General features: G+C 55.1%; 23 protein-coding genes, 1 tRNA gene and 2 other RNA genes. 19 read left to right on the forward strand and 7 right to left on the reverse strand.

The features are described 5' to 3' along the window. Positions 1-225: 225 nt before the first annotated feature. From HVZ37_RS08735 to agp, 11 genes are all read left to right on the forward strand, one after another. Positions 226-2163 (forward strand): FTR1 family protein, encoded by a 1938-nt coding sequence (locus HVZ37_RS08735; protein WP_054177336.1) that lies wholly within the window; start codon positions 226-228, stop codon positions 2161-2163. 29 nt (positions 2164-2192) lie between these two features. Continuing rightward, entirely contained in the window at positions 2193-2720 is a 528-nt protein-coding gene (locus HVZ37_RS08740; protein ID WP_042319779.1) for an iron transporter, read from the forward strand. Between the two features lie 66 nt (positions 2721-2786). Beyond that, entirely contained in the window at positions 2787-4166 is a 1380-nt protein-coding gene (locus HVZ37_RS08745; RefSeq protein ID WP_044258071.1) for a Fe-S-containing protein, read from the forward strand. A 2-nt stretch (positions 4167-4168) separates the two neighbouring features. Further along, the gene (locus HVZ37_RS08750) at positions 4169-5452 is read left to right on the forward strand and encodes an ABC transporter permease (RefSeq protein ID WP_181628346.1); all 1284 of its coding nucleotides are present in this window, start codon (positions 4169-4171) and stop codon (positions 5450-5452) included. After that, a complete protein-coding gene (locus HVZ37_RS08755) occupies positions 5442-6572 on the forward strand; it encodes an FtsX-like permease family protein (RefSeq protein WP_181628347.1) in 1131 nt (376 codons plus the stop codon). Before HVZ37_RS08750 ends, HVZ37_RS08755 begins: the two co-directional genes overlap by 11 nt. 4 nt (positions 6573-6576) lie before the next feature. Beyond that, the gene (locus HVZ37_RS08760; protein ID WP_043001051.1) at positions 6577-7272 is read left to right on the forward strand and encodes an ABC transporter ATP-binding protein; all 696 of its coding nucleotides are present in this window, start codon (positions 6577-6579) and stop codon (positions 7270-7272) included. Continuing rightward, positions 7259-7744, forward strand: a complete 486-nt coding sequence (locus tag HVZ37_RS08765) for a TlpA disulfide reductase family protein (protein WP_043001050.1) — start codon at positions 7259-7261, stop codon at positions 7742-7744. Before HVZ37_RS08760 ends, HVZ37_RS08765 begins: the two co-directional genes overlap by 14 nt. A 24-nt stretch (positions 7745-7768) precedes the next feature. Continuing rightward, positions 7769-8257 carry a hypothetical protein gene (locus HVZ37_RS08770; protein WP_181628348.1) on the forward strand — a complete coding sequence of 163 codons (489 nt, stop codon included), beginning with the start codon at positions 7769-7771 and terminating at the stop codon, positions 8255-8257. Positions 8258-8343: 86 nt separating this feature from the next. After that, on the forward strand, positions 8344-9102 hold the full coding sequence (locus HVZ37_RS08775; RefSeq protein ID WP_044258064.1) for a sulfite exporter TauE/SafE family protein: 759 nt from the start codon (positions 8344-8346) through the stop codon (positions 9100-9102). Positions 9103-9151: 49 nt separating this feature from the next. Next, positions 9152-9859: a winged helix-turn-helix domain-containing protein gene (locus HVZ37_RS08780; RefSeq protein WP_044258062.1), complete on the forward strand. Its 708-nt coding sequence runs from the start codon at positions 9152-9154 to the stop codon at positions 9857-9859. Positions 9860-9946: 87 nt separating this feature from the next. Next, positions 9947-11188, forward strand: coding sequence for a bifunctional glucose-1-phosphatase/inositol phosphatase (agp, locus tag HVZ37_RS08785; protein WP_181628349.1), 1242 nt, complete (start codon positions 9947-9949; stop codon positions 11186-11188). Positions 11189-11224: 36 nt separating this feature from the next. On the opposite strand, the gene HVZ37_RS08790 is transcribed toward agp, so the two are convergent. Together HVZ37_RS08790 and wrbA are read right to left on the reverse strand one after the other, a co-directional pair. Then, positions 11225-11452: a YccJ family protein gene (locus HVZ37_RS08790; RefSeq protein ID WP_042319758.1), complete on the reverse strand. Its 228-nt coding sequence runs from the start codon at positions 11450-11452 to the stop codon at positions 11225-11227. A gap of 20 nt (positions 11453-11472) precedes the next feature. Then, on the reverse strand, positions 11473-12069 hold the full coding sequence (gene wrbA / locus HVZ37_RS08795) for an NAD(P)H:quinone oxidoreductase (RefSeq protein WP_043001045.1): 597 nt from the start codon (positions 12067-12069) through the stop codon (positions 11473-11475). Positions 12070-12452: 383 nt separating this feature from the next. On the opposite strand from wrbA, the gene HVZ37_RS08800 reads away from it, so the two are divergent. Further along, positions 12453-12626, forward strand: a complete 174-nt coding sequence (locus tag HVZ37_RS08800; RefSeq protein WP_043001044.1) for a general stress protein — start codon at positions 12453-12455, stop codon at positions 12624-12626. Between the two features lie 163 nt (positions 12627-12789). Beyond that, a complete protein-coding gene (gene rutR, locus HVZ37_RS08805; protein ID WP_044258058.1) occupies positions 12790-13428 on the forward strand; it encodes an HTH-type transcriptional regulator RutR in 639 nt (212 codons plus the stop codon). On the opposite strand, the gene HVZ37_RS08810 is transcribed toward rutR, so the two are convergent. Beyond that, positions 13425-13820 (reverse strand): lysozyme inhibitor LprI family protein, encoded by a 396-nt coding sequence (locus HVZ37_RS08810; RefSeq protein ID WP_043001955.1) that lies wholly within the window; start codon positions 13818-13820, stop codon positions 13425-13427. The two genes, rutR and HVZ37_RS08810, sit on opposite strands and share 4 nt — an antisense overlap. 59 nt (positions 13821-13879) lie before the next feature. Next, entirely contained in the window at positions 13880-17842 is a 3963-nt protein-coding gene (putA, locus tag HVZ37_RS08815; RefSeq protein WP_181628350.1) for a trifunctional transcriptional regulator/proline dehydrogenase/L-glutamate gamma-semialdehyde dehydrogenase, read from the reverse strand. A gap of 397 nt (positions 17843-18239) precedes the next feature. On the opposite strand from putA, the gene putP reads away from it, so the two are divergent. From putP to phoH, 5 genes are all read left to right on the forward strand, one after another. Next, positions 18240-19748, forward strand: coding sequence for a sodium/proline symporter PutP (gene putP / locus HVZ37_RS08820; protein WP_043001041.1), 1509 nt, complete (start codon positions 18240-18242; stop codon positions 19746-19748). Positions 19749-19971: 223 nt separating this feature from the next. After that, positions 19972-20805, forward strand: a complete 834-nt coding sequence (gene efeU / locus HVZ37_RS08825; protein ID WP_043001040.1) for an iron uptake transporter permease EfeU — start codon at positions 19972-19974, stop codon at positions 20803-20805. Positions 20806-20861: 56 nt separating this feature from the next. After that, positions 20862-21989 (forward strand): iron uptake system protein EfeO, encoded by a 1128-nt coding sequence (efeO, locus tag HVZ37_RS08830; protein ID WP_043001039.1) that lies wholly within the window; start codon positions 20862-20864, stop codon positions 21987-21989. Positions 21990-21994: 5 nt separating this feature from the next. After that, entirely contained in the window at positions 21995-23278 is a 1284-nt protein-coding gene (gene efeB / locus HVZ37_RS08835; RefSeq protein ID WP_043001038.1) for an iron uptake transporter deferrochelatase/peroxidase subunit, read from the forward strand. Positions 23279-23796: 518 nt separating this feature from the next. Continuing rightward, positions 23797-24585: a phosphate starvation-inducible protein PhoH gene (gene phoH / locus HVZ37_RS08840; RefSeq protein ID WP_043001036.1), complete on the forward strand. Its 789-nt coding sequence runs from the start codon at positions 23797-23799 to the stop codon at positions 24583-24585. 188 nt (positions 24586-24773) lie between these two features. Here the strand turns inward: phoH and HVZ37_RS08845 are convergent. The 3 genes from HVZ37_RS08845 to HVZ37_RS08855 form a co-directional block, all read right to left on the reverse strand. Then, positions 24774-24906, reverse strand: a non-coding RNA gene (locus HVZ37_RS08845) — RtT sRNA. A 43-nt stretch (positions 24907-24949) separates the two neighbouring features. Further along, a non-coding RNA gene (locus HVZ37_RS08850) (RtT sRNA) lies at positions 24950-25082 on the reverse strand. A 42-nt stretch (positions 25083-25124) separates the two neighbouring features. Next, positions 25125-25212: transfer RNA gene (locus HVZ37_RS08855), tRNA-Ser, on the reverse strand. A 234-nt stretch (positions 25213-25446) separates the two neighbouring features. Between HVZ37_RS08855 and ghrA the strand changes: the two genes are divergently transcribed. Beyond that, positions 25447-26385 (forward strand): glyoxylate/hydroxypyruvate reductase GhrA, encoded by a 939-nt coding sequence (gene ghrA, locus HVZ37_RS08860; RefSeq protein ID WP_043001035.1) that lies wholly within the window; start codon positions 25447-25449, stop codon positions 26383-26385. Positions 26386-26451 lie beyond the last annotated feature (66 nt).

Below are 26451 nucleotides of genomic sequence, written 5' to 3' on the forward strand. Positions count from 1 at the left end.
GGCGCAGTATCACTCATTTTTTACGGATTTACGCAACGTAACATTTAATTCCTGACGGTCGGGGGCGTATATTACCCGCCGTCAGATTTCGCCCTCCATCACATATCAATGAAATAAATTTACATAACTTGTCACCCGTTGACATTTTTATGATCCAGGTCATGTACAACGCCAGCAAAAATCGATAATGATAATAATTATCATTTGTGTTATTTGGTGCGTATCGTGCGTAAGTTTTGCCTCTCACTGCTGGTAACTCTCTTCAGTCTGCTCATAAGCGTTAGCGTATGGGCCGCGACAAACTATGCTCCGTTTATTGAGGATATTGAGCAACGCCTTGATAAAACAGCAGAACTTTATTCTCAACAGCGCACCGATGAGGCGCGCCGCACGGTACAAATGGCCTACTTTGAGGTGTTTGAAAATCTCGAAGGCCCCATCCGCATCAACATCTCCGCCAGTAAAAGTTACGAAATGGAGAGCGCCTTCGGTGAAATCCGGCGGATGATTGGCGAGAAAAAACCGCTCGCTGATGTGCAGTCGAAAATCGACTGGCTGAAGGCATCGCTACGAGAAGTCGAACCGGTGCTGGACGGCGGACACCGACTGGTGGCGGAAGAGCAGCACAGCGCGCTCACCCGAACGGATATCGCTGTTCACTGGCAAGAGAGCGTCCGTATTATCGACGATCTGCTGGCCCAGGCGGTGAATGACTATCAGGCCGGGAACTACGCTACGGCCAGTCAGCATGTCCAGCAGGCGCACTATCAGGGATTCAAAAACTCTGAGATGGAAATGTCGGTCAGGCAGAATCGCTCGGCCAAAGATGCCGCAGCCATCAACCAACAGTTTTCCGCGCTGATTGCACTTGCCGCTCAACCCGATCGCCTCAACGACGTCTCTTATCAGGTCACCACGCTGTTACAGGATATTGAGGATATTCTGCCAGGCTTACCGACAACCCGCGACGATCAGCTGATTGCAGCCCCACAAACCGCAGACAACGGTCCGGCGGCGGAGGAGAGTACGCGGACAAACTGGGGTGAAGTGGCGGGCGGAATCAATCAGAGCATTCAGGACGCTATTGCGCGGTATCAACGCGGCGAGACGCAGAATGCCATTCTGGATGTTCAGGACAGCTATTTCGATCGCTTCGAAGCCAGCGGCATGGAAAACAAAATCGGCTCCCGTGATTCGGCGTTCAAAACCACGCTGGAAGCCTACTTCACCCGTCTGGTCAGCTTGATGAAGGCTGGTCAACCGGCAGAAAGACTCCAGTCAGAAGCGAGCGCGCTCGAGCAGGATCTGCAAAAAGCGGTGACGATGCTTGGCGAAGGAGAAGAGACGCAATGGAGTCTGCTGCTTTACAGCCTGATGATCATCGTCCGTGAAGGGTTGGAAGCCCTGCTGATCGTGGCGGCGATTGTCGCCTACATGGTGAAAAACAATCATCAGGATAAGCTGCCGCTGATTCGCCAGTCAGTGATCGTAGCCCTGGTCGCCAGCGTAATCACCGCAGTGATTTTCCAGTTGCTGTTCACCAACTCGGGCGCCAGTCGGGAACTGCTGGAAGGCATCACGATGTTGATTGCGGTCGTGATGCTGTTCTTCATGAGCTACTGGCTGCTGTCCAAAGTGGAAGCCCGACACTGGAAGGCCTGGCTGGAAGGCAAGCTGTCCCACTCGCTGACGACAGGGTCGCTGGTGGGGCTTTGGCTGACTAGTTTCCTCGCGGTCTATCGCGAAGGCGCCGAAACGGTTCTGTTCTACTACGCCCTGATCGGCGATGCCAAAGATGTCGCCGGACACATGGCGATTGGCGCGGGCTTTGTTATTGGCTGTGTCGTGTTACTGGCGGCGTGGCTGGTCATGCGTTATTCGGTGGTGCGTTTGCCGCTGAAACCCTTCTTTATGTTTACCGGCAGTTTCATGTATCTGATGGCCTTCGTGTTTGCGGGCAAAGGTGTACTGGAGCTGGTGGAAGGCAAACTGTTCCAGCCAACGTTGATTAACGGTTTCCCGGAAATCAGCTGGCTGGGGATTTATCCCTATGTGGAAACGCTGTTACCGCAGGCAGTATTGCTGCTCGCTGCGCTGGTTGCGCTGTGGGTTATGCGGCGAAAAAGCGCCGTTCCTGGGGAAACAATAAAAAACACTCTGTAGTTGTGATTTTAGACGAGAGGATATGTCTGATGACCATGAAGAAAACCCTGATTGCCAGCGCAGTGATGGCCGGAATTTTCACCGCACCGGCAGCGTTCGCCTTTAAAGAGTACCCGGCGGGCGAGCCTGTCGTGATGAATGAAATGGAGCTGGCCGCCGTTTATCTGCAGCCGATTGATATGGAGCCGCGCGGCATGGGCTTACCGGCAGCCAAAGCCGATATTCACCTTGAGGCGGATATTCACGCGGTCGAAGGCAGCAAAAACGGCTTTGGCGCAGGAGAGTGGATCCCCTATCTGACCATCAGCTACACCCTGGTCAACAGCGATACCGGTGAAAAACAGGAAGGAACGTTTATGCCGATGGTCGCCAGCGATGGCCCTCACTATGGCGCGAACGTCAAGATGATGGGCGTGGGCAACTACAAAGTGACTTACCACATTGAACCGCCGTCAAAAGCGGGGATGCACCGTCACACCGACAGTGACACTGGTGTCGGTCGCTGGTGGAAACCGTTTGATGTGAGCTACGAATTTAAATACGTCGGTCTGAACTAAGAAAACCGATGCGCCGGGATGCTAACTCATCCCGGCCGAGTCAATCCGCTGTTCTGAGTCGATGTCATGAGTTACTTTTTCGTCACCACGTTACAGGTCTTTTTCTGCATCGCGTTACTCTCCGGCGTTCTCTGGAGTCGAAACGATCCCCCTTCCTTACGCCCTCTGGGCTGGACGCTGCTTATTGGTCTGGCGGCCGGCGTGCTGGCAGGACTGACGCTGCGCGGTTCACAACCGGTACAGCTGTTACTGGTCGGAACGGAAGTGATGGTCACGTTGCTGTTTGTGCTCAGCTTCTGGTGGGCGGGAAACCGTGTGCGCTATTTGTGGCAAGGGATTCTGGTCTTTGGCGCAGCGCGTCACTGGGCGCTCGATCCGAATCTCGGTGGCTTAACCAGCACGCATGTCCTGAATACTGAACTGCTGCTGAATTTGACGGCAGTGGTGCTCGCCTTCGCGATCCTTTGTCTGGCTGGCGTGCTTTGCGCCATGCTGCTGCGCCGAATCCGCGTGCTGTACTGGCCATTCACCCTCATTCTGCTGGTCATGCTGTGGCTGCCGTTAAGCGGTAATTTGCTGTTGCTGTTGATGAAGCTACAGGTACTGCCGCTGGCGAAATCGCTGCTGAGCTTTGTGGCGAAAGTGACCAATAATGCGCCAGCCTATAACTGGATGGCGGTGGGATTACTGCTGCTCCTGGCGCTGTGCTGGCTGCCGTCGTTGCTGAGCGCCCATCGTCAGACGCGGGCAACAGAAGAACCGATTGCACATCGCCTGGCGCTGGCGCAGCGGCGTAATGCGCTACGGCTTTGGCTGGTCACCCTCGGCTGTGCCGTGGTGGTGATTGCCGGGCAACTGTGGTGGGACAACGTCGCGTCTCAGCCGCCGCAGCTTTCGCAAGCCATCCCGGTAACGCTCGCCAGCGACGGCAGTATTCATCTGCCGGTTGAACAACTGCGGGACGGTAAGTTGCATCGCTTTGTCTGGGTGGCTGACGATGGCAAAGCCGTGCGCTTTTTCATCATCAACCGTTATCCCGACAAACTGCGCTTTGGCGTGGTGTTTGATGCCTGTCTATTGTGCGGCGATCAGGGCTATGTGATGGAAGGCAATCAGGTCATTTGCGTCGCCTGTGGGGTACATATTTTTATCCCTTCCATTGGCAAACCCGGCGGTTGCAATCCGGTACCGATTGAAAACTGGCACAACGATGAAAAAGAGTTAGTGATCCCCGGTAAAGAACTGGCCGCTGGCGTGAACTACTTCTCGACGGTGATGACCATTCAGGTGACCGATCCGGTTGATGGTTCAACGCTGACCAATACCTCGGCGGACTTCAAGTACAGCTACGGCGGTAAGACCTGGTTCTTTTCCTCCGAAGAGAACTATGACCGTTTTCGTCAAACGCCGGAACAGTTTGTTCCTGCTGAACTGAGGGAGGAGTAACGATGCTGTGGCGAATGTTACGACAATCCTGGGGACGCAACCTGCGGCGTAAAGGGCTGGCGATTATCACGGTCTTTCTTGCAGCCAGCCTGATCTCGGCGCTGCTGGCGGTGTCGATCGATATCGGTGACAAAATGTCGAGGGAGCTCAAATCCTACGGCGCAAACATCCTGATTGAGCCTGCCGGACAAGCGACATTGCCTGCGCTGTTTAGCGAAAGCAGTAATCCGCTCTCTGGGCAGGATTTCCTTGATGAAGCTGAATTGCCGAATATCAAAGATATTTTCTGGCGCAATAACATTGTCGGTTTTGCGCCGATGCTGGGCGCTGAAGTCACCGTGAACGATAACGCGGTGCGCATTCTCGGGACGTTCTTCAGCCAACCGGTCGATATTCCGGATGAAGAGGGATATGAAACCGGACAGAAAACGGTTAGCCCGTTCTGGCAGGTGACCGGCGACTGGCCGCAGGAAGGCGAGAACAGTCCACCGCAAACGCTCGTGGGGCATGCGCTGGCGCGACAAACAGGATGGAAAGCGGGTGATACGCTGGTATTAAACAACGCGGATACAACAGTGCCTGTCACCGTCAGCGGGATCCTCTCCAGCGGCGGCGAGGAAGATAACCAACTGGTGATGCCGCTCGCGATAGCGCAGACGCTATTGGGGTTGCCCGGCAAGGTGCAGGCCATTCGTGTTTCGGCGCTGACGGTACCGGAAAATGAGCTTTCACGTCGCGCGCGGGAAAATCTGGATGCGCTTAATGCGGAAGAGTACGACCTCTGGTACTGCACTGCTTATGTTTCTTCTATCGCCCACCAACTGGAGGAGGCGATCTCCGGGGCGGAGGTGCGCCCGGTCTGGCAAGTCGCCGCCTCTGAAGGGGGGGTGATTGACAAAATTCAGTTGCTGATGGCGGTGGTGACGATTGCCGCGCTGGCGGCATCGGCAATGGGGATTGCCTCGCTGATGACCAGCACGATTATGGAACGCGCCAAAGAGATCGGTCTGATGAAGGCGCTTGGCGCGCGTCAGTGGCAGATCATGCTGCTGTTCTACCTCGAAGCCGCTTCCAGTGGGCTGGCTGGCGGGGCGCTGGGATGCGTTGCCGGATGGGGGCTGGCGAAAGCGATTGGCGTGATGCTGTTCGACGCACCGCTTGAATTCGCGTGGATTGTGGTGCCGTGTGTACTGGTGGTTGCGATATTGATTGCCCTGATCGGAACCTGGTTCCCGGCGCGGCGCATTGCGCGACTGTATCCCGTGGAGGTGCTGTATGGCCGCTAAACGGACAATGCTCTGGCTGCTGGTGTGGCGGGCGCTGCGCCTGCGTTTTCAGCGGGTCAGCGTGGTTTTTGCCGCGCTGATGGTGGGGGCGACCATCGTGACGGCGCTGAGCGCGGTATGGTTCGACATCAATACTAAAATGAGTGAAGAGTTACGCACCTTCGGCGCCAACTTCTACATCGGGCCGGGGCACGGCGCGAGTATGCCACAGCGGGAGCTACGGACCCTTCTGGATGATGCGCCAGCGGGGCTGGTTCACGGTGCCAGTCCGTGGTTATACGGCATGGCGCGTACCGAACTGGAAAAAGTGGTGATCGTCGGCGTCTGGTTTGAATCATTGCAAAAACTGGTGCCTTACTGGCAGGTCCAGGGGAGCTGGATTGGCGTCAGCTTCGACGATCGCAACGCGATGATTGGCGTCAAGCTGGCGGAGCGCCTCAACGTTCAGCCCGGCGATAACGTCACGCTGGTCGATCATAACCAGCGGAAAAACCTGCAGATTAAAGGCATTGTTGAAGCCGGTGACGCCACGGACAACATGCTGATCGTCAGCCTCGACGTGGCGCAAGCCTGGCTGCATCAGCCGGGGAAAATCAGCCACGGCCTGTTGAGCGTCAGTAATGATGTTGGCCAGGTTGATCGCTATGCCAGCCGGTTGCAAAGCCAGTATCCGGATCTGGAGATTCGCCCGGTGCGTAAAGTCTCCGCCTCAGAAGGACAGGTGCTGGATAAGATCAAAGGGCTGATGGGACTGGTATCGCTGGTGATTCTGGCGCTCTCTTCCCTGTGCGTGAATACCACCCTGATGGCGATAGTCGGCGAGCGTGCCCGCGAGTTCGCTCTGCAAAAAGCGCTGGGTGCCAGCAATGGCGACATCGTACGGCAAATCTTGCTGGAAACCTGCATTATCGCCCTTGCGGCCGTAGTGTGCGGCTGGTTGTTGGGGTATTTGCTGGCGCAACTGTTGGGACTGACGGTATTCAACGCGGCGATCTCGCTGCGTCTGCCGGTGCTGCCCATCACCCTCGTATTGTCTTTACTGGTCGCCATTCTGGCGGCGATTGTTCCGGTACGGCGTGCGGTCAGCGTCGAACCCGCTAACGTGCTGAAAGGAGAGTAGCGCCATGTCCGTGACGCAGATTCCACAGGTGGCGATCGAAACACGTCACCTCTATAAACGGTTTGGCGACGTTACCGCCCTGGATGATATTAACCTGCGAATTACGCAAGGGGAGTTTGTCGCCATCATGGGGGCCTCCGGCTCCGGGAAAACGACGCTGATGAACATCCTCACCTGTCTGGATACCGCAACGGAAGGTCAGGTGTTTCTTGAGGGTACGGACGCCGCCGCGCTGGATGAAGAGGGACGGCGTCGTTTTCGCGCCGAGAAGATTGGCCTGGTGTTCCAGCAATTCCATCTCATTCCCTTTTTAACCGCGCTGGAAAATATCATGCTGGCGCAGCACTACCACAGCGTGGTGGACGAGGCAGCAGCCAGAAAAGTACTGGAACAGGTCGGCCTTGGGCACCGCGTCACCCATTTACCCAGCCAGCTTTCCGGTGGGGAGCAGCAGCGTGTCTGTATTGCGCGGGCGCTGGTGAATGAGCCGCCGGTCATTTTCGCGGATGAACCGACAGGCAACCTCGATGAAGAGAATGAACAGCGGGTGTTGGATTTGCTTACCGATTTGCACCGCCAGGGGCGCACGATAGTCATGGTGACGCATAACCCGGCGCTTGGGCAGTTTGCCGATCGCATTTTGCGTCTGCAACACGGAAAGTATCTGGGAGAGGAGGCGATGCAACATGCGCTGGCTTAACGTTTTCATTCTCTCACTGGCGGTATTGCTCAGTGGCTGTAAAGAGGAAAAGCTGGCTGTCGGCGAAACGGCTCCGGCGTTGGCGGCCTTCGATTTACAAGGCCAGGAGTCCGGACTGGATCGCTGGCAGGGAAAATCCATCTACCTCAATTTCTGGTCGGCAGGCTGCGGTGGTTGTCTGGCGGAGATGGATTCGCTGGAAACGCTCAGCCAGAAATGGGGCGATAGCGTGGTAGTGGTGGCGGTGAATACCGATCCGGGTACGGTCAACCTGGATGCGCTACTGGCGAAGCACCAGGTGTCGTATCCGGTCCTTCGCGATCAGATGAAAATCACTCAGGAACGATACCAGGTCATCGGCACACCGACCTCGGTCCTGATTGATCCACAAGGCCGGGTGCTGGAGTGGCATCAGGGAATGCGTAAACCGGCGGAATTAGCCGCCACGTTCGCCCGTCTCGCGGGGCAATAAGTTTTCGGTGGAGGGATACCGCTGATGGCATTTATCTGGAACGACGAGAGCCTGGCTCTCCTGCGTGAAAACGCGGGCGTCCTCTCGACGCAACACATTGCGCAGATGCTGTGCACCAATGTGACGGTGGTGCGCAATATGGCTTACCGGCTGAAACTCAGTTTGCGTGTGTCGGCGTATAGCCAGAAGAGAATTCAACAGGTTCAGGCATTTTATGAATCCGATGAACCGCTGACCATGAAGGAGATTGCCGTGCGAACCGGGCTTACGTTCAGCACGGTGCAGTACATCGTCTATGTCAAACTGAAACATAAGCCCTATGCCACCCGCGAGTTTATCGCGTTCGAAACACAGGATGCGGTGCATTATCGCGTGCAAAAAGAGTTTGTCGATACCGAGCGTACGCGACTGCAACAACCGCTGGATAACAGCCGTTTTCAGGAACTGTATCTCAAAGACGGGACAGCCTACTGCGCGCGTAACATCCGCCATGAAGTCATTATCTCTGAATAGCGGAAACCACATTTCGTTCGCTGACGAAGCAAGCATCGTCGCAAGCATTCAGGATAGGTCATCTTCTCCTTACAGGACGCTGAAGCATGACCCTTCTTTTTGCATTCGACCCCGACCAGGTTGTGATGATTGCCTTAACCTTTGTTCTTGCTGGGATGGTGAAAGGCGTCACCGGCATGGGGCTGCCTACTGTGGCAATGGGGATCCTCGGCTCGCTGATCTCTCCGGTTGCGGCGGCGGCTATGCTGTTGTTACCTTCGCTTATCAGCAATCTGTTTCAGTTTGGCGGCGGTGGAAATACCCGGATGTTGCTGAAGCGACTCTGGCCTATGCTGCTAACGGTGGTGATTGCCACACTGTTGGCCAGCGTCTGGATCACCGGTGGCGAGACTTCCCGCACACAGTTTGCGCTCGGGCTGGCGCTGATGGTGTATGCGCTCTGGACCCTGGCGGGAAAACGAATTGCGATCGCACCGCGGCGTGAAAAACCGCTCTCACTGGTTGTCGGATTCGCTACCGGCTTGTTGACCGGCGGAACGGGCGTCTTTGTGATGCCGGCGGTGCCGTGGATCCAGTCGCTGGGCTTTGAGAAGGATGAACTGGTTCAGGCGCTCGGTATCTCTTTTACCTTTTCCACGCTGGCGTTAGCACTGGGTCTGTGGTGGCACGACGCGCTCCCCGTGCAGTCGCTGAGCTTATCGGCATTCGCCATCGTTCCGGCGCTGCTCGGCCAGTGGGCAGGCACTCGTATCCGACGGGTCATCTCACCCGTTGTCTTTAAACGTTGCTTTCTGTTTTGTCTGATGGGGCTAAGTATCGAAATGATGCTCCGTGCTGTGACTTAATGACAAAATCGTGCCATGGTTAACCCCTCCCCGAGGCTGAGAGGTCAGTATGACGTCAATAGTCGTAAATGAAGAAGACGGCGAACTCGAATCACGAATGGCGCTGACGGCGGCGGTGATGGCGGACAAATCGCGATCCCGGATGCTGTGTGCGCTGATGGATGGCCGGGCATGGACGGCGACGGAACTGAGCGCGGTGGCGGATATCTCGCCGTCTACCGCCAGTGCGCACCTGGCCCGTCTGTGCGAGCAGCGGTTCGTGGTTTCTCTCGCCCAGGGGCGGCACCGCTATTTTCGCCTTGCAAGCGCAGACATTGCGGAACTGCTGGAGCGTCTGATGGGCGTCGCCTGGACATCAACGGCATCGCGGAAAATCACTACGCCTTTGAGTTTGCGTCAGGCGCGGACCTGTTATGACCATCTGGCCGGAGAAGTGGCGGTGAGACTGTTTGATACGCTGGTTTCCCGACAGTGGCTGACGGCAGATGGCGAAACCCTGACGCCTCTGGGTGAGGAGAAACTGGCGGATCTGGGCATTGTCGTACAGGCCAGCGTGTCGCGACGCAAATTTAGCTGCGGCTGTCTGGACTGGAGCGAGCGACGTTATCATCTGGGGGGTGTACTTGGCGCGGCGCTACTGACCTGGCTTACCGGGCAGCGGTGGATCAAAACAGCACCGGGAAGCCGCCAGGTCACCTTCACGCCCTCCGGGATCCGCAAGCTGCAAATGATATTTGGCATCAATATGATGCGCTGAATCCCTGTTTTTGCGGTCTCGTTCCCAAAAATGTGTCATATATCTGTCACACTTATGAATGACGAATAACAACACGAGGTCGTAGGGATGAACAAATCGTTAATTGCCGCCGCTGTGGCAGGGGTTGTGATGGTGTCTTCTGCCGCGCAGGCACAAACGGCGCCGGAAGGCTATCAGCTACAGCAAGTATTGATGATGAGTCGACATAACTTACGTGCGCCGCTGGCGAACAATGGCAGCGTGCTGGAGCAGTCCACTCCGAATAAATGGCCTGAATGGGATGTGCCGGGCGGACAGCTCACCACCAAAGGTGGCGTGCTGGAAGTGTATATGGGCCATTACATGCGTGAATGGCTGGCAGAGCAGGGGATGGTGAAATCCGGCGAGTGCCCGGCACCGGATACGGTCTATACCTATGCCAACAGTCTGCAGCGTACGGTCGCGACCGCCCAGTTCTTTATCACCGGCGCGTTCCCTGGCTGCGATGTTCCGGTGCATCACCAGGAAAAAATGGGCACCATGGACCCCACCTTTAACCCGGTGATCACCGATGATTCGGCGGCTTTCCGCGAGAAAGCCGTACAGGCGATGGAAAAAGAGCGCGGCCAGATGCAACTTGATGACAGCTACAAGTTGCTGGAACAGATGATCAACTACAAAGACTCGCCATCATGCAAGGAAAAACAGCAGTGTTCGCTGACTGACGCTAAAGATACCTTTAGCGCGAACTATGAGCAGGAGCCCGGTGTCTCCGGACCGCTGAAAGTGGGGAACTCGCTGGTGGACGCCTTCACGCTGCAATACTACGAAGGATTCCCGATGGATCAGGTGGCCTGGGGCGAAATTAAATCCGATCAGCAATGGAAGGTGTTGTCGAAACTGAAAAATGGCTATCAGGACAGCCTGTTTACCTCTGCGGAGGTCGCACGTAACGTGGCGAAACCGCTGGTGAAATACATCGACAAAGCGCTGGTAACCGAACAGTCGAAAGCGCCGAAAATTACCGTGCTGGTGGGGCATGACTCCAACATCGCCTCACTGCTTACCGCACTGGAATTCAAACCCTATCAGTTACATGATCAAAACGAACGTACGCCGATTGGCGGCAAAATTGTCTTCCAGCGCTGGCATGACACGAAGGCCAACCGCGATCTGATGAAAATTGAGTATGTGTATCAGAGTTCAGAGCAGCTGCGTAATGCGGATGTGCTGACGCTGAAAGCCCCGGCGCAACGCGTGACCCTGGAGTTGAAAGGATGCCCGATTGATGCGAACGGTTTCTGTCCGATCGACAAGTTTGACGCGCTGCTGAATGAGGCGGCGAAATAAATGAGGTTCCCCCGCGTAAGCGGGGGATTTAACGGCTTAAACGTTTTTACGTTCGATGGTCTGTTCGCCCCAGAAGAGCGCGTCTTTATCTGTCTTATCAAAGGCTTTGATGAGCACTTCATCGCTGCCTTCTTCCCAAATTTTTTCTGCCAGCTTTTCGTCATATCCGGCAACTTCAAATATGGCTTCGGCTATTTCCGGCGATGTATTGCGCAGACTTGCCCACTCACCGACGTGATGAGCCTTCGCTTCTTGAGTTGGCATTCTTATCCTCCCGTTGAAGATTAGCCGTTGAGCTTCACTGCCAGACCGGCAACGTATTCGCCCTGATAACGTGCGATAGAGAGTTCTTCCTGACTGGGCTGGCGTGAACCGTCACCCCCGGCAATGGTCGTTGCGCCATAAGGCGTACCACCGCGAACTTGCGAAACATCGAACAGTTCCTGTGCGGCGTAGCCGATGGGCACAATCACCATCCCATGATGGGCAAGTGTAGTCCATGTAGACGTAATCGTTTGTTCCTGACCGCCGCCTGTCCCGGTAGAACTGAAAACGCTGGCGAGTTTGCCATACAGCGCGCCGGACGCCCACAATCCGCCCGTCTGATCGAGGAAGGTACGCATCTGGCCTGACATATTGCCAAAGCGCGTTGGCGTACCAAAAATAATGGCGTCGTAATCCGCCAGTTCTTGCGGGGTGGCGACGGGCGCGTTTTGCGTCTTGCCTCCGGCTTTGGCAAAAATTTCAGCTGGCATGGTTTCCGGTACACGCTTAATCACGACCTCTGCGCCGTCCACTTTGTTTGCCCCTTCCGCTACCGCGTGCGCCATCGTTTCGATGTGTCCGTACATGGAATAATAAAGCACCAGAACTTTAGCCATTTGTACTACTCCTCGTATTAACCGTGTCTGTAGCGATTCGCTACCCTCTTTAAAGATATGACGTGGCGCTGAGAGTGCAAATATCACGACCATTTCTTTGATTTATAACAAATTTTAGGACAGCCTGTTTTGTAGCAAAATGATACATTTTCTCGCCGCTAAATTTTGCTAATCATAAGAAAGGCTTATTGATAAACTGAGGCAATTATTTCTCAACACGGACTTAAGCTGTTGCAGGATATTACCAGCGGCGGGCCGAACGCTCTGTATTGCCTAAGCTTAGTTTCACGTCGCGAGGTGAATGGCATCCGCCATCCGTGGCGTGAGGAGTCACTCCTCAGTACCTATGCAATATGATGTCTAATCAATGACGGAGGTCAGTAATGGCAAACCATCGAGGCGGTTCCGGTAATTTTGCCGAAGACCGCGAAAGAGCATCAGAAGCAGGTAAGAAAGGTGGTCAGCACAGCGGGGGGAATTTTAAAAATGACCCGCAGCGTGCCTCTGAAGCAGGTAAAAAAGGGGGCAAGAGCAGTGGTGGTAGCCGTAACAGCTAGCATTGCCGCACTTGTCGATCATCATGTTCAGCCTCCCCTTACTGCGTGATGACGCCACCGCCGCCGGATACTCCGGCGGTTTTTTTTGCCCGTCAGGTTGAACTGAAAGGAAACGCCACGCAGACTATGCGCCACTGACAGATTCACCGAACAAGGAAAGGGCATGGCCGAACGTGCTGAGAAAAAAACAGGTAAACGCTCGCAGGCGGTCAGCGCGAAACGCGAAGCGATTCTGACAGCCGCATTAAATACGTTTTCACAATATGGTTTTCACGGTACCCGTATTGAACACATTGCCGAGCAGGCCGGCGTCTCCAAAACCAATCTTCTTTATTACTACCCGTCAAAAGAGGCGCTGTATGTCGCCGTGCTACGTCAAATTCTGGATATCTGGCTGGCGCCCTTAAAAGCGTTTCGGGAAGATTTTGCGCCATTGGCTGCCATTAAAGAGTACATCCGGCTGAAGCTGGAAGTGTCCCGTGATTACCCGCAGGCCTCGCGTCTTTTTTGCATGGAGATGCTGGCCGGTGCGCCGCTGTTGATGGATGAATTGACCGGCGATCTGAAAACGCTGATTGATGAAAAGTCCGCCCTGATTGCCGGTTGGGTGAAGAGCGGCAAACTGGCGCCGATCGACCCGCATCATCTGATCTTCATGATTTGGGCTTCAACACAGCATTACGCCGATTTTGCGCCTCAGGTTGAGGCGGTGACGGGCGCAACGCTGCGTGACGAAACCTTTTTTAATCAGACGGTTGAAAACGTTCAACGCATGATTATTGAGGGAATTCGCGTTCGTTAATTGGCAGGCGGCAGTGGGCAGCTCATATCGCCTTCTTCGCACTGTAGCAGCGAGGCGAGAAACGCTTCACGCTCGGCGGTTTTATCCGCCAGACACTGATTGGCGATCATCACCTGAGCACTTCCCCCCTCGGTGCCGGAGCTGATAAGCGCGCAGTCGGCATCGCGCATGGCGATCCACGCGGTCTGCGCCTTTTTCAGCAGTTCCTGCTGTGGCGGGGCTGCGCGTTTCAGCGCATTCTGATACGTTTCATTCAGTTCTTTGTCTGCCGTCTGATACTGGGTGACGGCACAGGTATTCATTTCCGCTTGCGTGCTGGCATTTGCGCAGTCATCGGCCAGCGCCTGACCGCTGAGCAGCAGCGCAGCGCAGGTGAGTAGTATTCGTTTCATCATTCCCTCTGGCTCCATAAAAAAAGGCCCCGTTTCCGGAGCCTTAATTAACCACAGCCTTAGCCAATTGTCATCAGGCTTGCGTTACCTCCGGCGGCTGCCGTGTTCACGCTTAACGAACGCTCGACGTACAGTCGCTCCAGCAGAATATTACTTTCACCACGGGCGAAACCTTGTACCGAGACAATCGCGCCTTCACGGGCTGCTACCGCTTCACACAGGGCACGAAGCTGATCGGAATCGCCGTGGAAGATCACCGCATCAAAAGGCTGCGTTGCCAGGCTGTCGGTTTTCGCAAACGCAATGCGGGCAGAAACCGCTGCCGGCAGGCGTTTCGCCAGGTCACGGTGGAAAGCATCGTCAGTCCACAAAATCTGACTCCCGACCGAAGTGACGGCGGCAAGTTGCACCAGCGCATCCTGTTCATCATCCGCGATACACAGTACGCGCTCACGCGGTAACAGCGTCCAGGTGTTACGCTCCCCGGTAGGGCCAGGCAGCAGACGCTGCGTACCGGCCTGCGCCAGTTCGCCAAACTGTTGGCAAAGTTGACGTAACACAGGGCGATCGGCCGCCCACTCGCTGAGCGCTTCCAGCGGCTGGATCAGCGCGGCTTTCAACTGGGCGTCTACCGGATAGTCCGCATCCTGACGCGCCAGAGTGATGGCCAGCGCATTTTCCGGACGATTTGCCAGCAGACGGTAGAGATAGAGCGGCCCACCGGCTTTTGGGCCGGTCCCCGAGAGTCCTTCGCCGCCGAACGGCTGTACGCCGACGACCGCCCCCACCATATTCCGGTTAACGTACAGGTTGCCTACGTGCGCCGAACCGGTGACCTGGGCAATGGTTTCATCAATACGGGTGTGGACGCCCAGCGTCAGACCGTAGCCGGAGGCGTTGATTTGGTCAATCAGCGCGTCCAGGTTGTTACGGTTGTAGCGTACAACGTGCAGAACCGGACCAAAGACCTCTTTTTGCAGCTCGTCAATGCTGTCCAGTTCGATCAGCGTTGGCGCAACGAATGTACCGCTTTGCCATTCACGGACATCTTCACTGTTTTCACGCGCCGCCTGGAATACCGGACGACCTTTCGCCCGCATAGCCTGAATATGCTGTTCAATATTGGATTTGGCTTCACTGTCGATCACCGGACCGATATCGGTGGTCAGACGCCCCGGGTTGCCCATCCGGCATTCGGCCATCGCGCCGCGCAGCATTTTCAGCGTGTGGTCGGCGATATCATCCTGTAGACAGAGTATGCGCAGCGCGGAGCAGCGCTGTCCGGCGCTGTCAAATGCCGAGGACAGTACGTCGACCACCACCTGTTCGGTGAGGGCAGACGAGTCAACGATCATCGCGTTCATGCCGCCCGTTTCGGCGATCAGGGGAATCGGACGTCCCTGTGCATCCAGACGCGTCGCGATGTTACGTTGCAGCAGCGTCGCCACTTCGGTAGAACCGGTAAACATCACGCCGCGCACGCGGCTGTCGGCGGTCAATTGCGCGCCCACCGTTTCACCCCGGCCAGGCAGCAGTTGCACCACGCCCGGCGGTACGCCAGCTTCCAGCAAGATGGCAATGCCCTGGGCTGCGATAAGCGGCGTCTGTTCCGCGGGTTTTGCCAGTACGCTGTTGCCTGCAGCCAGCGCGGCGGCGATTTGTCCGCTGAAAATGGCCAGCGGGAAGTTCCACGGGCTGATGCAAACAACCGGACCGAGCGGGCGGTGGGTCTCATTATCAAAATCGTCACGCACCTGACCGGCGTAATAATGCAGGAAGTCTACTGCTTCACGCACTTCGGCAATGGCGTTGGCGAAGCTCTTACCGGCTTCACGCACCAGAATGCCGATCAGCTGTTGCATCTGGCCTTCCATCAACACGGCAGCGCGATGGAGGATGGCGGCACGTTCATGCGGCGGCGTCGCAAACCAGATAGGAGCATTGTTCACCGCGCTTTGCAGCGCCTGTTCGACTTCAGTTTCACTGGCTTCACGGACATAACCGACGATGTCTTTCGGTTCTGCCGGGTTGACCACCGGGCTCATTTCGCCCTCTGCAACCGGTGTCTCGAGCATCGGCAACGCTCGCCATTTTTGCAGCGCGCTGTTGAGCAGGGCAGAGGAGAGTGAGGCCAGACGATGTTCGTTGGAAAGATCCAGACCGGCAGAGTTTTCGCGCCCTTTGCCGTACAAATCGCGCGGCAGCGGAATTTTCGGATGCGGCAGACCGGTCTGACCTTCCTGCTGCGCCAGTTTTTCAACGGCCTCGACCGGATCGGCCACCAGTTCGTCCAGCGGCAGCGTGGTATCCGCGATACGGTTAACAAAGGAGGTGTTCGCCCCGTTTTCCAAGAGACGACGCACCAGGTACGCCAGCAGTGTTTCATGGGTGCCAACCGGTGCATAAATGCGGCACGGACGGTTAAGTTTGCCATCCGTCACTTTACCGGTGACCTGTTCGTACAGCGGCTCACCCATTCCGTGCAGGCACTGGAACTCATACTGACCTGGATAGTAGTTCTGTCCGGCCAACTGGTAAATGGCTGCCAGCGTATGGGCGTTGTGGGTTGCAAATTGCGGGTAGATCAAATTCGGTACGGCGAGCAGCTTTTTCGCGCAGGCGAGATAAGAGACATCGGTGTAGACCTTGCGCGTGTAAACCGGGTAGCCTTCCAGACCGTCCATCTGGGCGCGTTTGATCTCGCTATCCCAGTAGGCGCCTTTGACCAGGCGGATCATCAGACGGCGACGGCTGCGGGTGGCCAGATCGATCAGGTAATCGATGACGAACGGGCAACGTTTCTGGTACGCCTGAATGACGAAACCAATACCGTTCCAGCCAGCCAGTTCAGGTTCAAAACACAGTTTTTCCAGCAGATCGAGGGAGATCTCCAGACGGTCGGCCTCTTCGGCATCGATATTGATGCCGATATCATACTGGCGCGCCAGCAGCGTCAACGACTTCAGGCGCGGATAGAGCTCTTCCATCACACGATCGTACTGGGCACGACTATAACGCGGATGCAGGGCGGAGAGCTTGATAGAGATCCCCGGACCTTCATAAATCCCGCGTCCGTTCGACGCTTTACCAATTGCATGAATTGCCTGCTGATAGGAGACCATATAGGCCTGCGCATCGGCTGCGGTCAGCGCGGCTTCACCCAGCATATCGTAAGAGTAGCGGAAGCCTTTTTCTTCCAGCTTACGGGCATTCGCCAGCGCTTCGGCAATGGTTTCTCCGGTCACGAACTGTTCGCCCATCAGACGCATCGCCATATCGACGCCTTTACGGATCAGCGGCTCACCGCTCTTACCGATAATGCGGTTCAGAGAGCGAGAAAGGCTGGCTTCGTTATGGGTGGAGACCAGACGACCGGTGAACAGCAGACCCCAGGTCGCCGCGTTGACGAACAACGACGGACTACGACCAATGTGCGACTGCCAGTTACCGTTGCTGATTTTGTCGCGGATTAAGGCATCGCGCGTGGCTTTATCCGGAATACGCAGCAGCGCTTCCGCCAGACACATCAGCGCCACCCCTTCCTGCGAAGAGAGAGAAAACTCCTGCAGCAAGCCTTGCACCATACCGGCACGGCCGCTGGCTGTTTTCTGATTACGCAGTTTATCCGCCAGTTGGTAAGCCAGCTTATGGGCCTGTTCGGCTACCGGCTGCGGCAGACGCGCCTGTTCCATCAGCATCGAGACCGCGTCAGTTTCAGAGCGACGATACGCGGCGGTAATGGCGGAACGCGAGACCGACTGTGGGAGGATCTGCTCGGCAAATTCCAGGAAAGGTTGATGGATCTCTTCCTGCGGTGCCGTGGATTCATCGCCTTCGTTGGCGGCTCCGGCCAATAGCGCAGGAATTTCTGGCAGCGTGTCATCGTTTTCCAGTTTTTCCAGGTAATTAAAGATTGCCTGCTTAATCAACCAGTGCGGGGTGCGATCAATTCGCGTTGCCGCTGACTTAATGCGCTCGCGCGTTGCGTCATCCAGTTTAACCCCCATCGTGGTGGTTCCCATGCCATCTGCTCCTGTTGTTCGGTGAGGTACTGCTTATCGTTATCGAGAAATATCTACTATGTTGCAACTTTGTGCAACCACGTTAAATGTGACCTGTATAACAAGCTTAAAAATGAATGAAATGTTAATAAAAGAAAGATGTATGACGTTGGGAAAAATAATAACGCTATCTTTTTCTCTGCGGCAGTTAACACTTTTAAAAGGTGCAACCGCGAAAAATGTGAGAGAGTGCAACCTGCCAGAAAATAGTGTTCATCTGCATTTAAATTTGATGTAAATGATGTGTTAAATCGATTGTGAATAAACCGCGCTTCCGGCAGGATACGGTCGCCCGGGAAATACAACAGGCTTTGCCACGTTCCGGCAGAGCAATAAAACAGAAGAGTCTGGAGATTTTATGGCAATTAGCACACCGATGCTGGTGACGTTCTGTGTCTATATTTTTGGCATGATACTGATTGGTTTTATCGCCTGGCGTTCAACCAAGAACTTTGATGATTATATTTTGGGGGGCCGCAGTCTCGGGCCATTTGTCACCGCATTATCTGCGGGCGCGTCGGATATGAGCGGCTGGCTGCTGATGGGCTTACCGGGCGCGATTTTCATTTCCGGGATTTCAGAAAGCTGGATTGCCATCGGCCTGACGTTAGGGGCGTGGATCAACTGGAAGCTGGTGGCCGGGCGCCTTCGCGTGCACACCGAACATAATAATAACGCCCTGACGCTGCCGGACTACTTCACCGGGCGCTTTGAAGACAAGAGCCGGGTTCTGCGCATTATCTCCGCGCTGGTAATTCTGCTGTTCTTCACTATTTATTGTGCATCCGGCATCGTGGCAGGGGCGCGTCTGTTTGAAAGCACCTTTGGCATGAGCTACGAAACCGCACTGTGGGCAGGCGCGGCGGCCACCATCCTCTATACCTTTATTGGCGGATTCCTCGCGGTAAGCTGGACGGATACCGTACAAGCCAGTCTGATGATTTTTGCACTGATCCTGACGCCGGTGATTGTCATCATCAGCGTTGGGGGCTTTGGCGATTCGCTGGAAGTCATTAAACAGAAGAGCATTGAGAACGTTGATATGCTCAAAGGGCTGAATTTCGTCGCCATCATTTCCCTGATGGGCTGGGGCCTGGGCTACTTTGGTCAGCCACACATTCTGGCACGTTTTATGGCGGCGGATTCCCACCACAGCATCGTTCATGCCCGCCGTATCAGCATGGCCTGGATGATCCTCTGTCTGGCAGGTGCGGTCGCGGTCGGTTTCTTCGGCATCGCTTACTTCAACAACAATCCGGCGCTGGCGGGTTCGGTGAATCAGAACGCGGAGCGCGTGTTCATCGAACTGGCGCAAATCCTGTTTAACCCGTGGATTGCCGGTATCCTGCTGTCTGCGATTCTCGCGGCGGTAATGTCAACGCTGAGCTGTCAGTTGCTGGTATGCTCCAGCGCCATTACCGAAGATCTGTACAAAGCGTTCCTGCGCAAAGGTGCCAGCCAACAGGAGCTGGTTTGGGTAGGGCGCATTATGGTGCTGGTGGTCGCGCTGGTGGCGATCGCACTGGCGGCGAACCCGGATAACCGGGTGCTGGGTCTGGTGAGCTACGCCTGGGCTGGTTTCGGCGCCGCGTTTGGTCCGGTGGTACTGTTCTCGGTGATGTGGTCGCGTATGACTCGCAACGGCGCACTGGCCGGGATGATTATCGGTGCCGTGACGGTGATCGTCTGGAAACATTTCGGTTGGCTGGATCTGTACGAAATCATTCCGGGCTTTATCTTCGGCAGCGTCGGTATCGTCGTCTTCAGTCTGTTGGGTAAAGCGCCATCATCGGCGATGCTCAAACGCTTTGCTGAGGCTGACGCGCACTATCATTCCGCACCGCCATCGCGTTTGCAGGAAGGCTAACGTCTCAGTTCACTGACTAATCAGGCCCGCTTCGTGCGGGCTTTTTTGTCTTTTTCAGCTATCGCTTCCTGCCACAATCATTAACCCGCTAAGTGTTTACATTCTGACATCATTATCATTACATTCTGCTTGAGTTTTCTCTTGCCGTAATGATAATCACTATCACTGCAATTTACCTTTCTTTGCATCAGTTGACTAAGAATAACGTTTAAGGGTGTCTGGCATGTTTGTTCCGTTTCTAATTATGTTGCGTGAAGGGCTGGAAGCCGCGCTGATAGTCAGCCTGATAGCCAGTTATCTGAAGCGTACCCAACGAGGCCGTTGGATTGGCGTGATGTGGATTGGTGTATTTCTGGCGGCGGCGCTGTGTCTGGGCCTTGGGATCTTCATCAACGAGACCACCGGTGAGTTTCCGCAGAAGGAGCAGGAACTGTTTGAGGGTATCGTCGCGGTGATTGCTGTGGTGATCCTCACCTGGATGGTGTTCTGGATGCGTAAGGTTTCGCGCAACGTCAAAGTCCAACTGGAGCAGGCGGTCGACAGCGCATTACAGCGCGGTAATCACCACGGCTGGGCACTGATCATGATGGTCTTTTTCGCCGTGGCGCGTGAAGGGCTGGAATCCGTTTTTTTCCTGCTGGCGGCCTTTCAACAGGATGTCGGGATCTGGCCGCCGGTGGGGGCCATGATGGGGCTGGCGACTGCGATTGTTCTCGGTTTCTTACTCTACTGGGGCGGTATCCGTCTGAACCTGGGCGCTTTCTTTAAGTGGACCAGCCTGTTCATTTTGCTGGTGGCAGCCGGTCTTGCTGCAGGCGCGATTCGCGCCTTCCACGAAGCGGGATTGTGGAATCACTTCCAGGACGTGGCATTTGATATGAGCGCTATTCTTTCGACACACTCGCTGTTTGGCACTTTGATGGAAGGCATTTTTGGCTACCAGGAAGCTCCGAGCGTCAGTGAAGTTGCGGTCTGGTTTATCTATCTGATACCGGCGCTGGTGGTGTTTGCATTGCCGCCGCGCACAGGCACAACCGCGTCCCGCGCAGCGCCTTGACGCTTCGCGACGCAAACACTTATGTAGTTACAACATACTTATTTAAAGGGATGGTCATGACGAATCACTTTCGCCGTAGTGCGCTGCAGCTTGGCATGGCTGCACTGTTTGCTTCTGCTTTTACTGCCCATGCTGCGGATATTCCGCAGGTTAACGTCACGGTAACGGATAAACAATGTGAGCCGATGAGCATTACGGTTAATGCCGGCAAAACCCAGTTCATCATTCAAAACCACAGTCAGAAAGCGCTGGAATGGGAGATCCTGAAGGGGGTGATGGTGGTTGAAGAACGCGAAAACATCGCGCCGGGATTCAGCCAGAAGATGACTGCCAATCTGCAACCGGGCGAATATGACATGACCTGTGGCCTGCTGACGAACCCGAAAGGGAAGTTGATTGTTAAGGGCAGCGCGACGGCCGATGCCGCGCAGAGTGACGCTTTGCTGAGTCTGGGTGGCGCTATCACCAACTATAAAGCCTATGTGACCGAAGAGACCGCGCAGCTGGTGGCGGGAACTAAAGCCTTCACCGATGCCATTAAGGCGGGCGATCTGGAGAAAGCGAAGTCACTGTATGCGCCAACCCGTCAGCATTACGAACGTATCGAGCCGATTGCTGAGCTATTCTCCGATCTTGACGGCAGCATCGATGCCCGTGAAGACGATTACGAACAAAAAGCCGCCGACCCGAAATTTACCGGCTTCCACCGTCTGGAAAAAGCGCTGTTTGGCGATAACTCGGTCAAAGGGATGGAGAACTACGCCGATCAGTTAAATACCGACGTTCTGGATCTGCAAAAACGCATCAGTGAACTGGCATTCCCACCGTCAAAAGTGGTTGGCGGTGCAGCAGGACTGATTGAAGAAGTGGCGGCCAGTAAAATCAGCGGCGAGGAAGATCGCTACAGCCATACCGATCTGTGGGATTTCCAGGCGAACGTTGACGGAGCGCAGAAGATCGTAAACCTGCTGCGTCCGCAACTGCAAAAAGAGAACAGCGAGCTGTTAGCAAAAGTGGATGCGAACTTCAAAAAAGTGGATACCATCCTCGCGAAATATCGCACCAAAGACGGTTTTGAGACTTACGATAAACTGACCGATGCAGATCGCAACGCGCTGAAAGGCCCGATTACGACGCTGGCGGAAGATCTCGCGCAATTACGCGGTGTACTGGGTCTGGATTAAGCACCATGCAGCATGATAATAAAAACGGCGTGAGCGAACCGTCACGCAGACGTTTGTTGAAAGGAATGGGCGCGCTCGGCGGCGCGCTGGCGTTGGCCGGCGGTTGTCCGGTCGCCCATGCGCAAAAGCCGCAAAGCGCGCCGGGAACCTTGTCGCCGGATGCTCGTAGCGAGACTCAGCCTTTTTACGGTCCCCATCAGGCGGGTATTTTGACGCCGCAGCAGGCTTCAATGATGCTGGTGGCATTTGACGTTCTGGCATCGGATAAAGGTGAGCTCGAACGATTGTTTCGCCTGCTGACGAAACGTATTGCTTTCCTGACCACTGGCGGCCCGGCACCGGAAACGCCGAACCCGCGTATGCCACCAATGGATTCCGGGATCCTCGGCGCCTTCATCGCGCCGGATAACCTGACCATGACGCTGTCGGTGGGGCATTCGCTGTTCGATACGCGCTTTGGCCTACAGGCGCAGATGCCAAAGACGTTGCAGAAAATGACCCGTTTCCCGAATGACTCTCTGGATGCGGCGTTATGCCATGGCGATGTGTTGCTACAGATTTGCGCTAACACCCAGGACACGGTGATCCATGCCCTGCGCGATATCATCAAACATACGCCGGATTTGCTGAGCGTTCGCTGGAAGCGAGAAGGGTTTATATCCGACCATGCGGCGCGCAGTAAGGGTAAAGAGACTCCGGTCAATTTACTGGGCTTTAAAGACGGTACGGCGAATCCGGACAGCAGCGATGTAAAGCTGATGCAGGACGTGGTGTGGGTGACGGCGGAGCAGGGGGAACCGGCGTGGGCCATTGGCGGATCTTATCAGGCTGTTCGTCTGATTCAGTTTCGCGTCGAATTCTGGGATCGCACGCCGCTCAAAGAGCAGCAAACCATTTTTGGCCGCGATAAGCACACCGGCGCTCCGTTGGGGATGCAGCACGAACATGATGTGCCGGATTACGCCAGCGACCCGGACGGCAACGTCATTGCGCTGGACAGCCACATTCGTCTGGCGAATCCACGCACGGCGCAGACGCAGTCGAGCCTGATGATGCGTCGTGGATACAGCTACTCCCTTGGCGTGACGCCATCCGGACAGCTTGATATGGGATTGCTGTTTGTCTGCTATCAACACGACCTGGAAAAAGGGTTCCTGACCGTGCAGAAGCGGCTAAACGGCGAAGCGCTGGAAGAGTACGTTAAGCCGATTGGCGGCGGCTATTTCTTCGCGCTACCGGGAATCAAGCAGGCCGATCGCTATCTGGGCCAGTCTCTGCTTGAAGCCTGAAAGTGATACCCCGTCTGTGGGCGGGGTATGTTGCGTCTCACGCGGCTGAAAATATTCTTTTTTTATATGATCCGTTTTTTGAAATAATTTTGTAATATCTCCGTAAGAGACTGTTGCCAACAGAAATGAGAATTTAGTTAACGTCAGGTAAAAATATTGTTGCGTTATTGCTAAGTTCTGATGTAATTATACGTAATAGCGGTAGTTCCCGGCAGTGATGGTTATTCACTATGGAGATCGCGAATGGTAAAGTCCTCTCGTGGACACGTTTCTGACAGTTTTTGCAGCCTATTACGCGGAAGTCTCTCCTCCGGTAGCCATCTCGTCACCGCTAAATTTCTCTCATTTTCCCCTCTTCTTCGTGTTACTGACGCCATATTCGGTGCGCGTAGCCGTGTGTGGCGTCTATTCGAAAGGCAAGCAATGGCTTACAAGGAAGCCAACCCGCAGATGTTCGTGCGCATAATCGCGCTGCCAACGGCGCGTGTGATGAATACCAACAACTCAAGGTGCTATCCATGGGAAGACAAAAAGCAGTGATCAAAGCTCGTCGTGAAGCAAAACGTGTGCTGAGACGGGACTCACGCAGTCATAAACAGCGTGAAGAAGAATCGGTCACCTCGCTTGTGCAGATGAGTGGCGTAGAAGCGATTGGCATGGCGCGCGACAGTCGCGACGCCACGCCAATCATGGCGCGCAATGAGGCTCAATCGCACTACCTGAATGCTATCGAGAGTAAACAACTGATTTTCGCTACGGGCGAAGCCGGGTGTGGTAAAACCTGGATCAGTGCGGCAAAAGCAGCAGAGGCCCTGATACATAAAGATGTAGACAGGATCATTGTCACCCGTCCAGTTCTGCAGGCTGATGAAGATCTCGGCTTCTTACCTGGAGATGTATCGGAGAAGTTTGCTCCCTATTTCCGGCCGGTTTATGACGTGCTGGTTAAACGACTCGGGGCATCTTTTATGCAGTATTGCCTGCGACCTGAAATCGGTAAGGTGGAAATCGCGCCGTTCGCCTACATGCGCGGACGTACATTTGAAAATGCAGTGGTCATTCTTGACGAGGCTCAGAACGTCACTGCTGCGCAAATGAAGATGTTCTTAACGCGCCTCGGGGAGAATGTGACGGTTATCGTCAACGGGGACATTACCCAGTGCGATTTACCCCCTCATGTTCAGTCAGGGCTCAGTGACGCGCTGGCCCGCTTTAAAGAAGATGAAATGATAGGGATTGTTCGCTTCAATAAAGATGATTGCGTTCGCTCGGCGCTCTGCCAACGAACGCTGAATGCGTACAGTTAAGTTAGCAATCTTTGCGCTCAGAGCCCGGGAAAACCGGGCTTTGTTTTTTAGGCGAATGTCACATAGGGTGGTGAGGGGGATTGACTGGCTTCGCTCGTTGTCGACCCCTGGTCGGGGATTCTCATCCCCCCATTGGGGAATATAAAAGAAAAGAGCCGATACATAAGTACCGGCTCTCATCTGAAATATGGCGGTGAGGGGGGGATTGACTCGCTTCGCTCGCCCTGCGGGCGTCATGGCCTGCGGCCATTCCGTCCAACGGGCTGCGCCCGTTGTCGACCCCCGGTCGGGGATTCTCATCCCCCCCATTGAGGAATATAAAAGAAAAGAGCCGATACATAAGTACCGGCTCTCATCTGAAATATGGCGGTGAGGGGGGGATTGACTCGCTTCGCTCGCCCTGCGGGCGTCATGGCCTGCGGCCATTCCGTCCAACGGGCTGCGCCCGTTGTCGACCCCCGGTCGGGGATTCTCATCCCCCCCATTGGGAATATAAAAGAAAAGAGCCGATACATAAATACCGGCTCTTATCTGAAATATGGCGGTGAGGGGGGGATTCGAACCCCCGATACGTTGCCGTATACACACTTTCCAGGCGTGCTCCTTCAGCCACTCGGACACCTCACCATATTGTTGTTCCTCAACGACTGGAACGGGCGCTAATTTAGGGAAATACACCGCCTGCGTCAATCAACTTTTCCAAAAAATCGTGCGTTTATACAAACTTCAAGCAACCTGTAGGTTAATTAGGCGAAAACTGCTTTTTTTGCCAGCGCCAGCGAATTTGCTATGCTGATGATCCCTTTGAAAACGATGATAATAAGTGCGAAAAATTCCGCACAACAACCCGCAGGAGTCAATATGGATATCATTTTCTATCACCCTACGTTTGATACCCCCTGGTGGATCGCTGCCCTGGAAAAGGCTATTCCGGGTGCCAGAGTCCGGGAGTGGAAGCAGGGCGATACCGATCCGGCAGATTATGCGCTGGTCTGGCATCCACCGGTAGAAATGTTGGAAGGGCGTAAACTTAAGGCGGTGTTCGCACTTGGGGCGGGTGTAGATTCGATCCTGAGCAAACTGAAAGCCCATCCCACGATGCTGGATCCCGCCATTCCTCTCTTTCGTCTCGAAGATACTGGTATGGGCTTGCAGATGCAGGAATACGCGGTCAGTCAGGTGCTGCACTGGTTCCGCCGTTTTGATGATTACCAGGCGCTGAAAAACGAGAGCCAATGGCGACCGCTGCCGGAATATACGCGCGAGACGTTTACCGTGGGAATCATGGGCGCTGGCGTACTGGGCGCGAAAGTGGCTGAAAGTTTGCAGGCCTGGGGTTTCCCGCTGCGCTGCTGGAGTCGCAGTCGTAAAACCTGGCCTGGCGTTGAGAGTTTCGCTGGCACTGAAGAGTTAGGCGCATTCCTTAGCCAGACTCGCGTGTTGATAAATCTGCTGCCCAATACGGCGGAAACGGTCGGCATTATCAATGGCAAACTGCTTGACCAACTGCAGGATGGGGCGTATCTGCTGAATCTCGCGCGTGGCGTGCACGTTAATGAAGATGATCTGCTCGCCGCACTGAACAGTAATAAACTCAAAGGGGCGATGCTGGATGTCTTCAGCCGTGAACCGCTGCCTGTGGATAGTCCGCTGTGGAAACATCCGCGTGTGGCGATGACGCCGCACATTGCGGCAGTCACGCGTCCTGCTGAAGCCGTCGCCTATATTTCCCGCACGATTTCGCATCTGGAAAACGGCGAAGCGGTGACCGGGCAGGTCGACCGTCAGCGCGGTTACTAAGGGAAACCCGGCATCTGCCGGGTTTCGACTAATAAACGCAGGCGATTCCTGCTATCCTTGTCGAAA

Source organism: Citrobacter sp. RHB35-C17 (assembly GCF_013816795.1).
In the GTDB taxonomy this organism is placed as follows: domain Bacteria; phylum Pseudomonadota; class Gammaproteobacteria; order Enterobacterales; family Enterobacteriaceae; genus Citrobacter_A; species Citrobacter_A amalonaticus.

What these genes read in the sequence shown, in the direction of transcription:
- HVZ37_RS08740 (WP_042319779.1), top strand. Translation starts at nt 2,193, where the DNA reads ATGACCATGAAGAAAACCCTGATTGCCAGCGCAGTGATGGCCGGAATT.
- HVZ37_RS08745 (WP_044258071.1), top strand. Translation starts at nt 2,787, where the DNA reads ATGAGTTACTTTTTCGTCACCACGTTACAGGTCTTTTTCTGCATCGCG.
- HVZ37_RS08750 (WP_181628346.1), top strand. Translation starts at nt 4,169, where the DNA reads ATGCTGTGGCGAATGTTACGACAATCCTGGGGACGCAACCTGCGGCGT.
- HVZ37_RS08755 (WP_181628347.1), top strand. Translation starts at nt 5,442, where the DNA reads ATGGCCGCTAAACGGACAATGCTCTGGCTGCTGGTGTGGCGGGCGCTG.
- HVZ37_RS08760 (WP_043001051.1), top strand. Translation starts at nt 6,577, where the DNA reads ATGTCCGTGACGCAGATTCCACAGGTGGCGATCGAAACACGTCACCTC.
- HVZ37_RS08765 (WP_043001050.1), top strand. Translation starts at nt 7,259, where the DNA reads ATGCGCTGGCTTAACGTTTTCATTCTCTCACTGGCGGTATTGCTCAGT.
- HVZ37_RS08770 (WP_181628348.1), top strand. Translation starts at nt 7,769, where the DNA reads ATGGCATTTATCTGGAACGACGAGAGCCTGGCTCTCCTGCGTGAAAAC.
- HVZ37_RS08775 (WP_044258064.1), top strand. Translation starts at nt 8,344, where the DNA reads ATGACCCTTCTTTTTGCATTCGACCCCGACCAGGTTGTGATGATTGCC.
- HVZ37_RS08780 (WP_044258062.1), top strand. Translation starts at nt 9,152, where the DNA reads ATGACGTCAATAGTCGTAAATGAAGAAGACGGCGAACTCGAATCACGA.
- agp (WP_181628349.1), top strand. Translation starts at nt 9,947, where the DNA reads ATGAACAAATCGTTAATTGCCGCCGCTGTGGCAGGGGTTGTGATGGTG.
- HVZ37_RS08790 (WP_042319758.1), bottom strand. Translation starts at nt 11,452, where the DNA reads ATGCCAACTCAAGAAGCGAAGGCTCATCACGTCGGTGAGTGGGCAAGT.
- wrbA (WP_043001045.1), bottom strand. Translation starts at nt 12,069, where the DNA reads ATGGCTAAAGTTCTGGTGCTTTATTATTCCATGTACGGACACATCGAA.
- HVZ37_RS08800 (WP_043001044.1), top strand. Translation starts at nt 12,453, where the DNA reads ATGGCAAACCATCGAGGCGGTTCCGGTAATTTTGCCGAAGACCGCGAA.
- rutR (WP_044258058.1), top strand. Translation starts at nt 12,790, where the DNA reads ATGGCCGAACGTGCTGAGAAAAAAACAGGTAAACGCTCGCAGGCGGTC.
- HVZ37_RS08810 (WP_043001955.1), bottom strand. Translation starts at nt 13,820, where the DNA reads ATGAAACGAATACTACTCACCTGCGCTGCGCTGCTGCTCAGCGGTCAG.
- putA (WP_181628350.1), bottom strand. Translation starts at nt 17,842, where the DNA reads ATGGGAACCACCACGATGGGGGTTAAACTGGATGACGCAACGCGCGAG.
- putP (WP_043001041.1), top strand. Translation starts at nt 18,240, where the DNA reads ATGGCAATTAGCACACCGATGCTGGTGACGTTCTGTGTCTATATTTTT.
- efeU (WP_043001040.1), top strand. Translation starts at nt 19,972, where the DNA reads ATGTTTGTTCCGTTTCTAATTATGTTGCGTGAAGGGCTGGAAGCCGCG.
- efeO (WP_043001039.1), top strand. Translation starts at nt 20,862, where the DNA reads ATGACGAATCACTTTCGCCGTAGTGCGCTGCAGCTTGGCATGGCTGCA.
- efeB (WP_043001038.1), top strand. Translation starts at nt 21,995, where the DNA reads ATGCAGCATGATAATAAAAACGGCGTGAGCGAACCGTCACGCAGACGT.
- phoH (WP_043001036.1), top strand. Translation starts at nt 23,797, where the DNA reads ATGGGAAGACAAAAAGCAGTGATCAAAGCTCGTCGTGAAGCAAAACGT.
- ghrA (WP_043001035.1), top strand. Translation starts at nt 25,447, where the DNA reads ATGGATATCATTTTCTATCACCCTACGTTTGATACCCCCTGGTGGATC.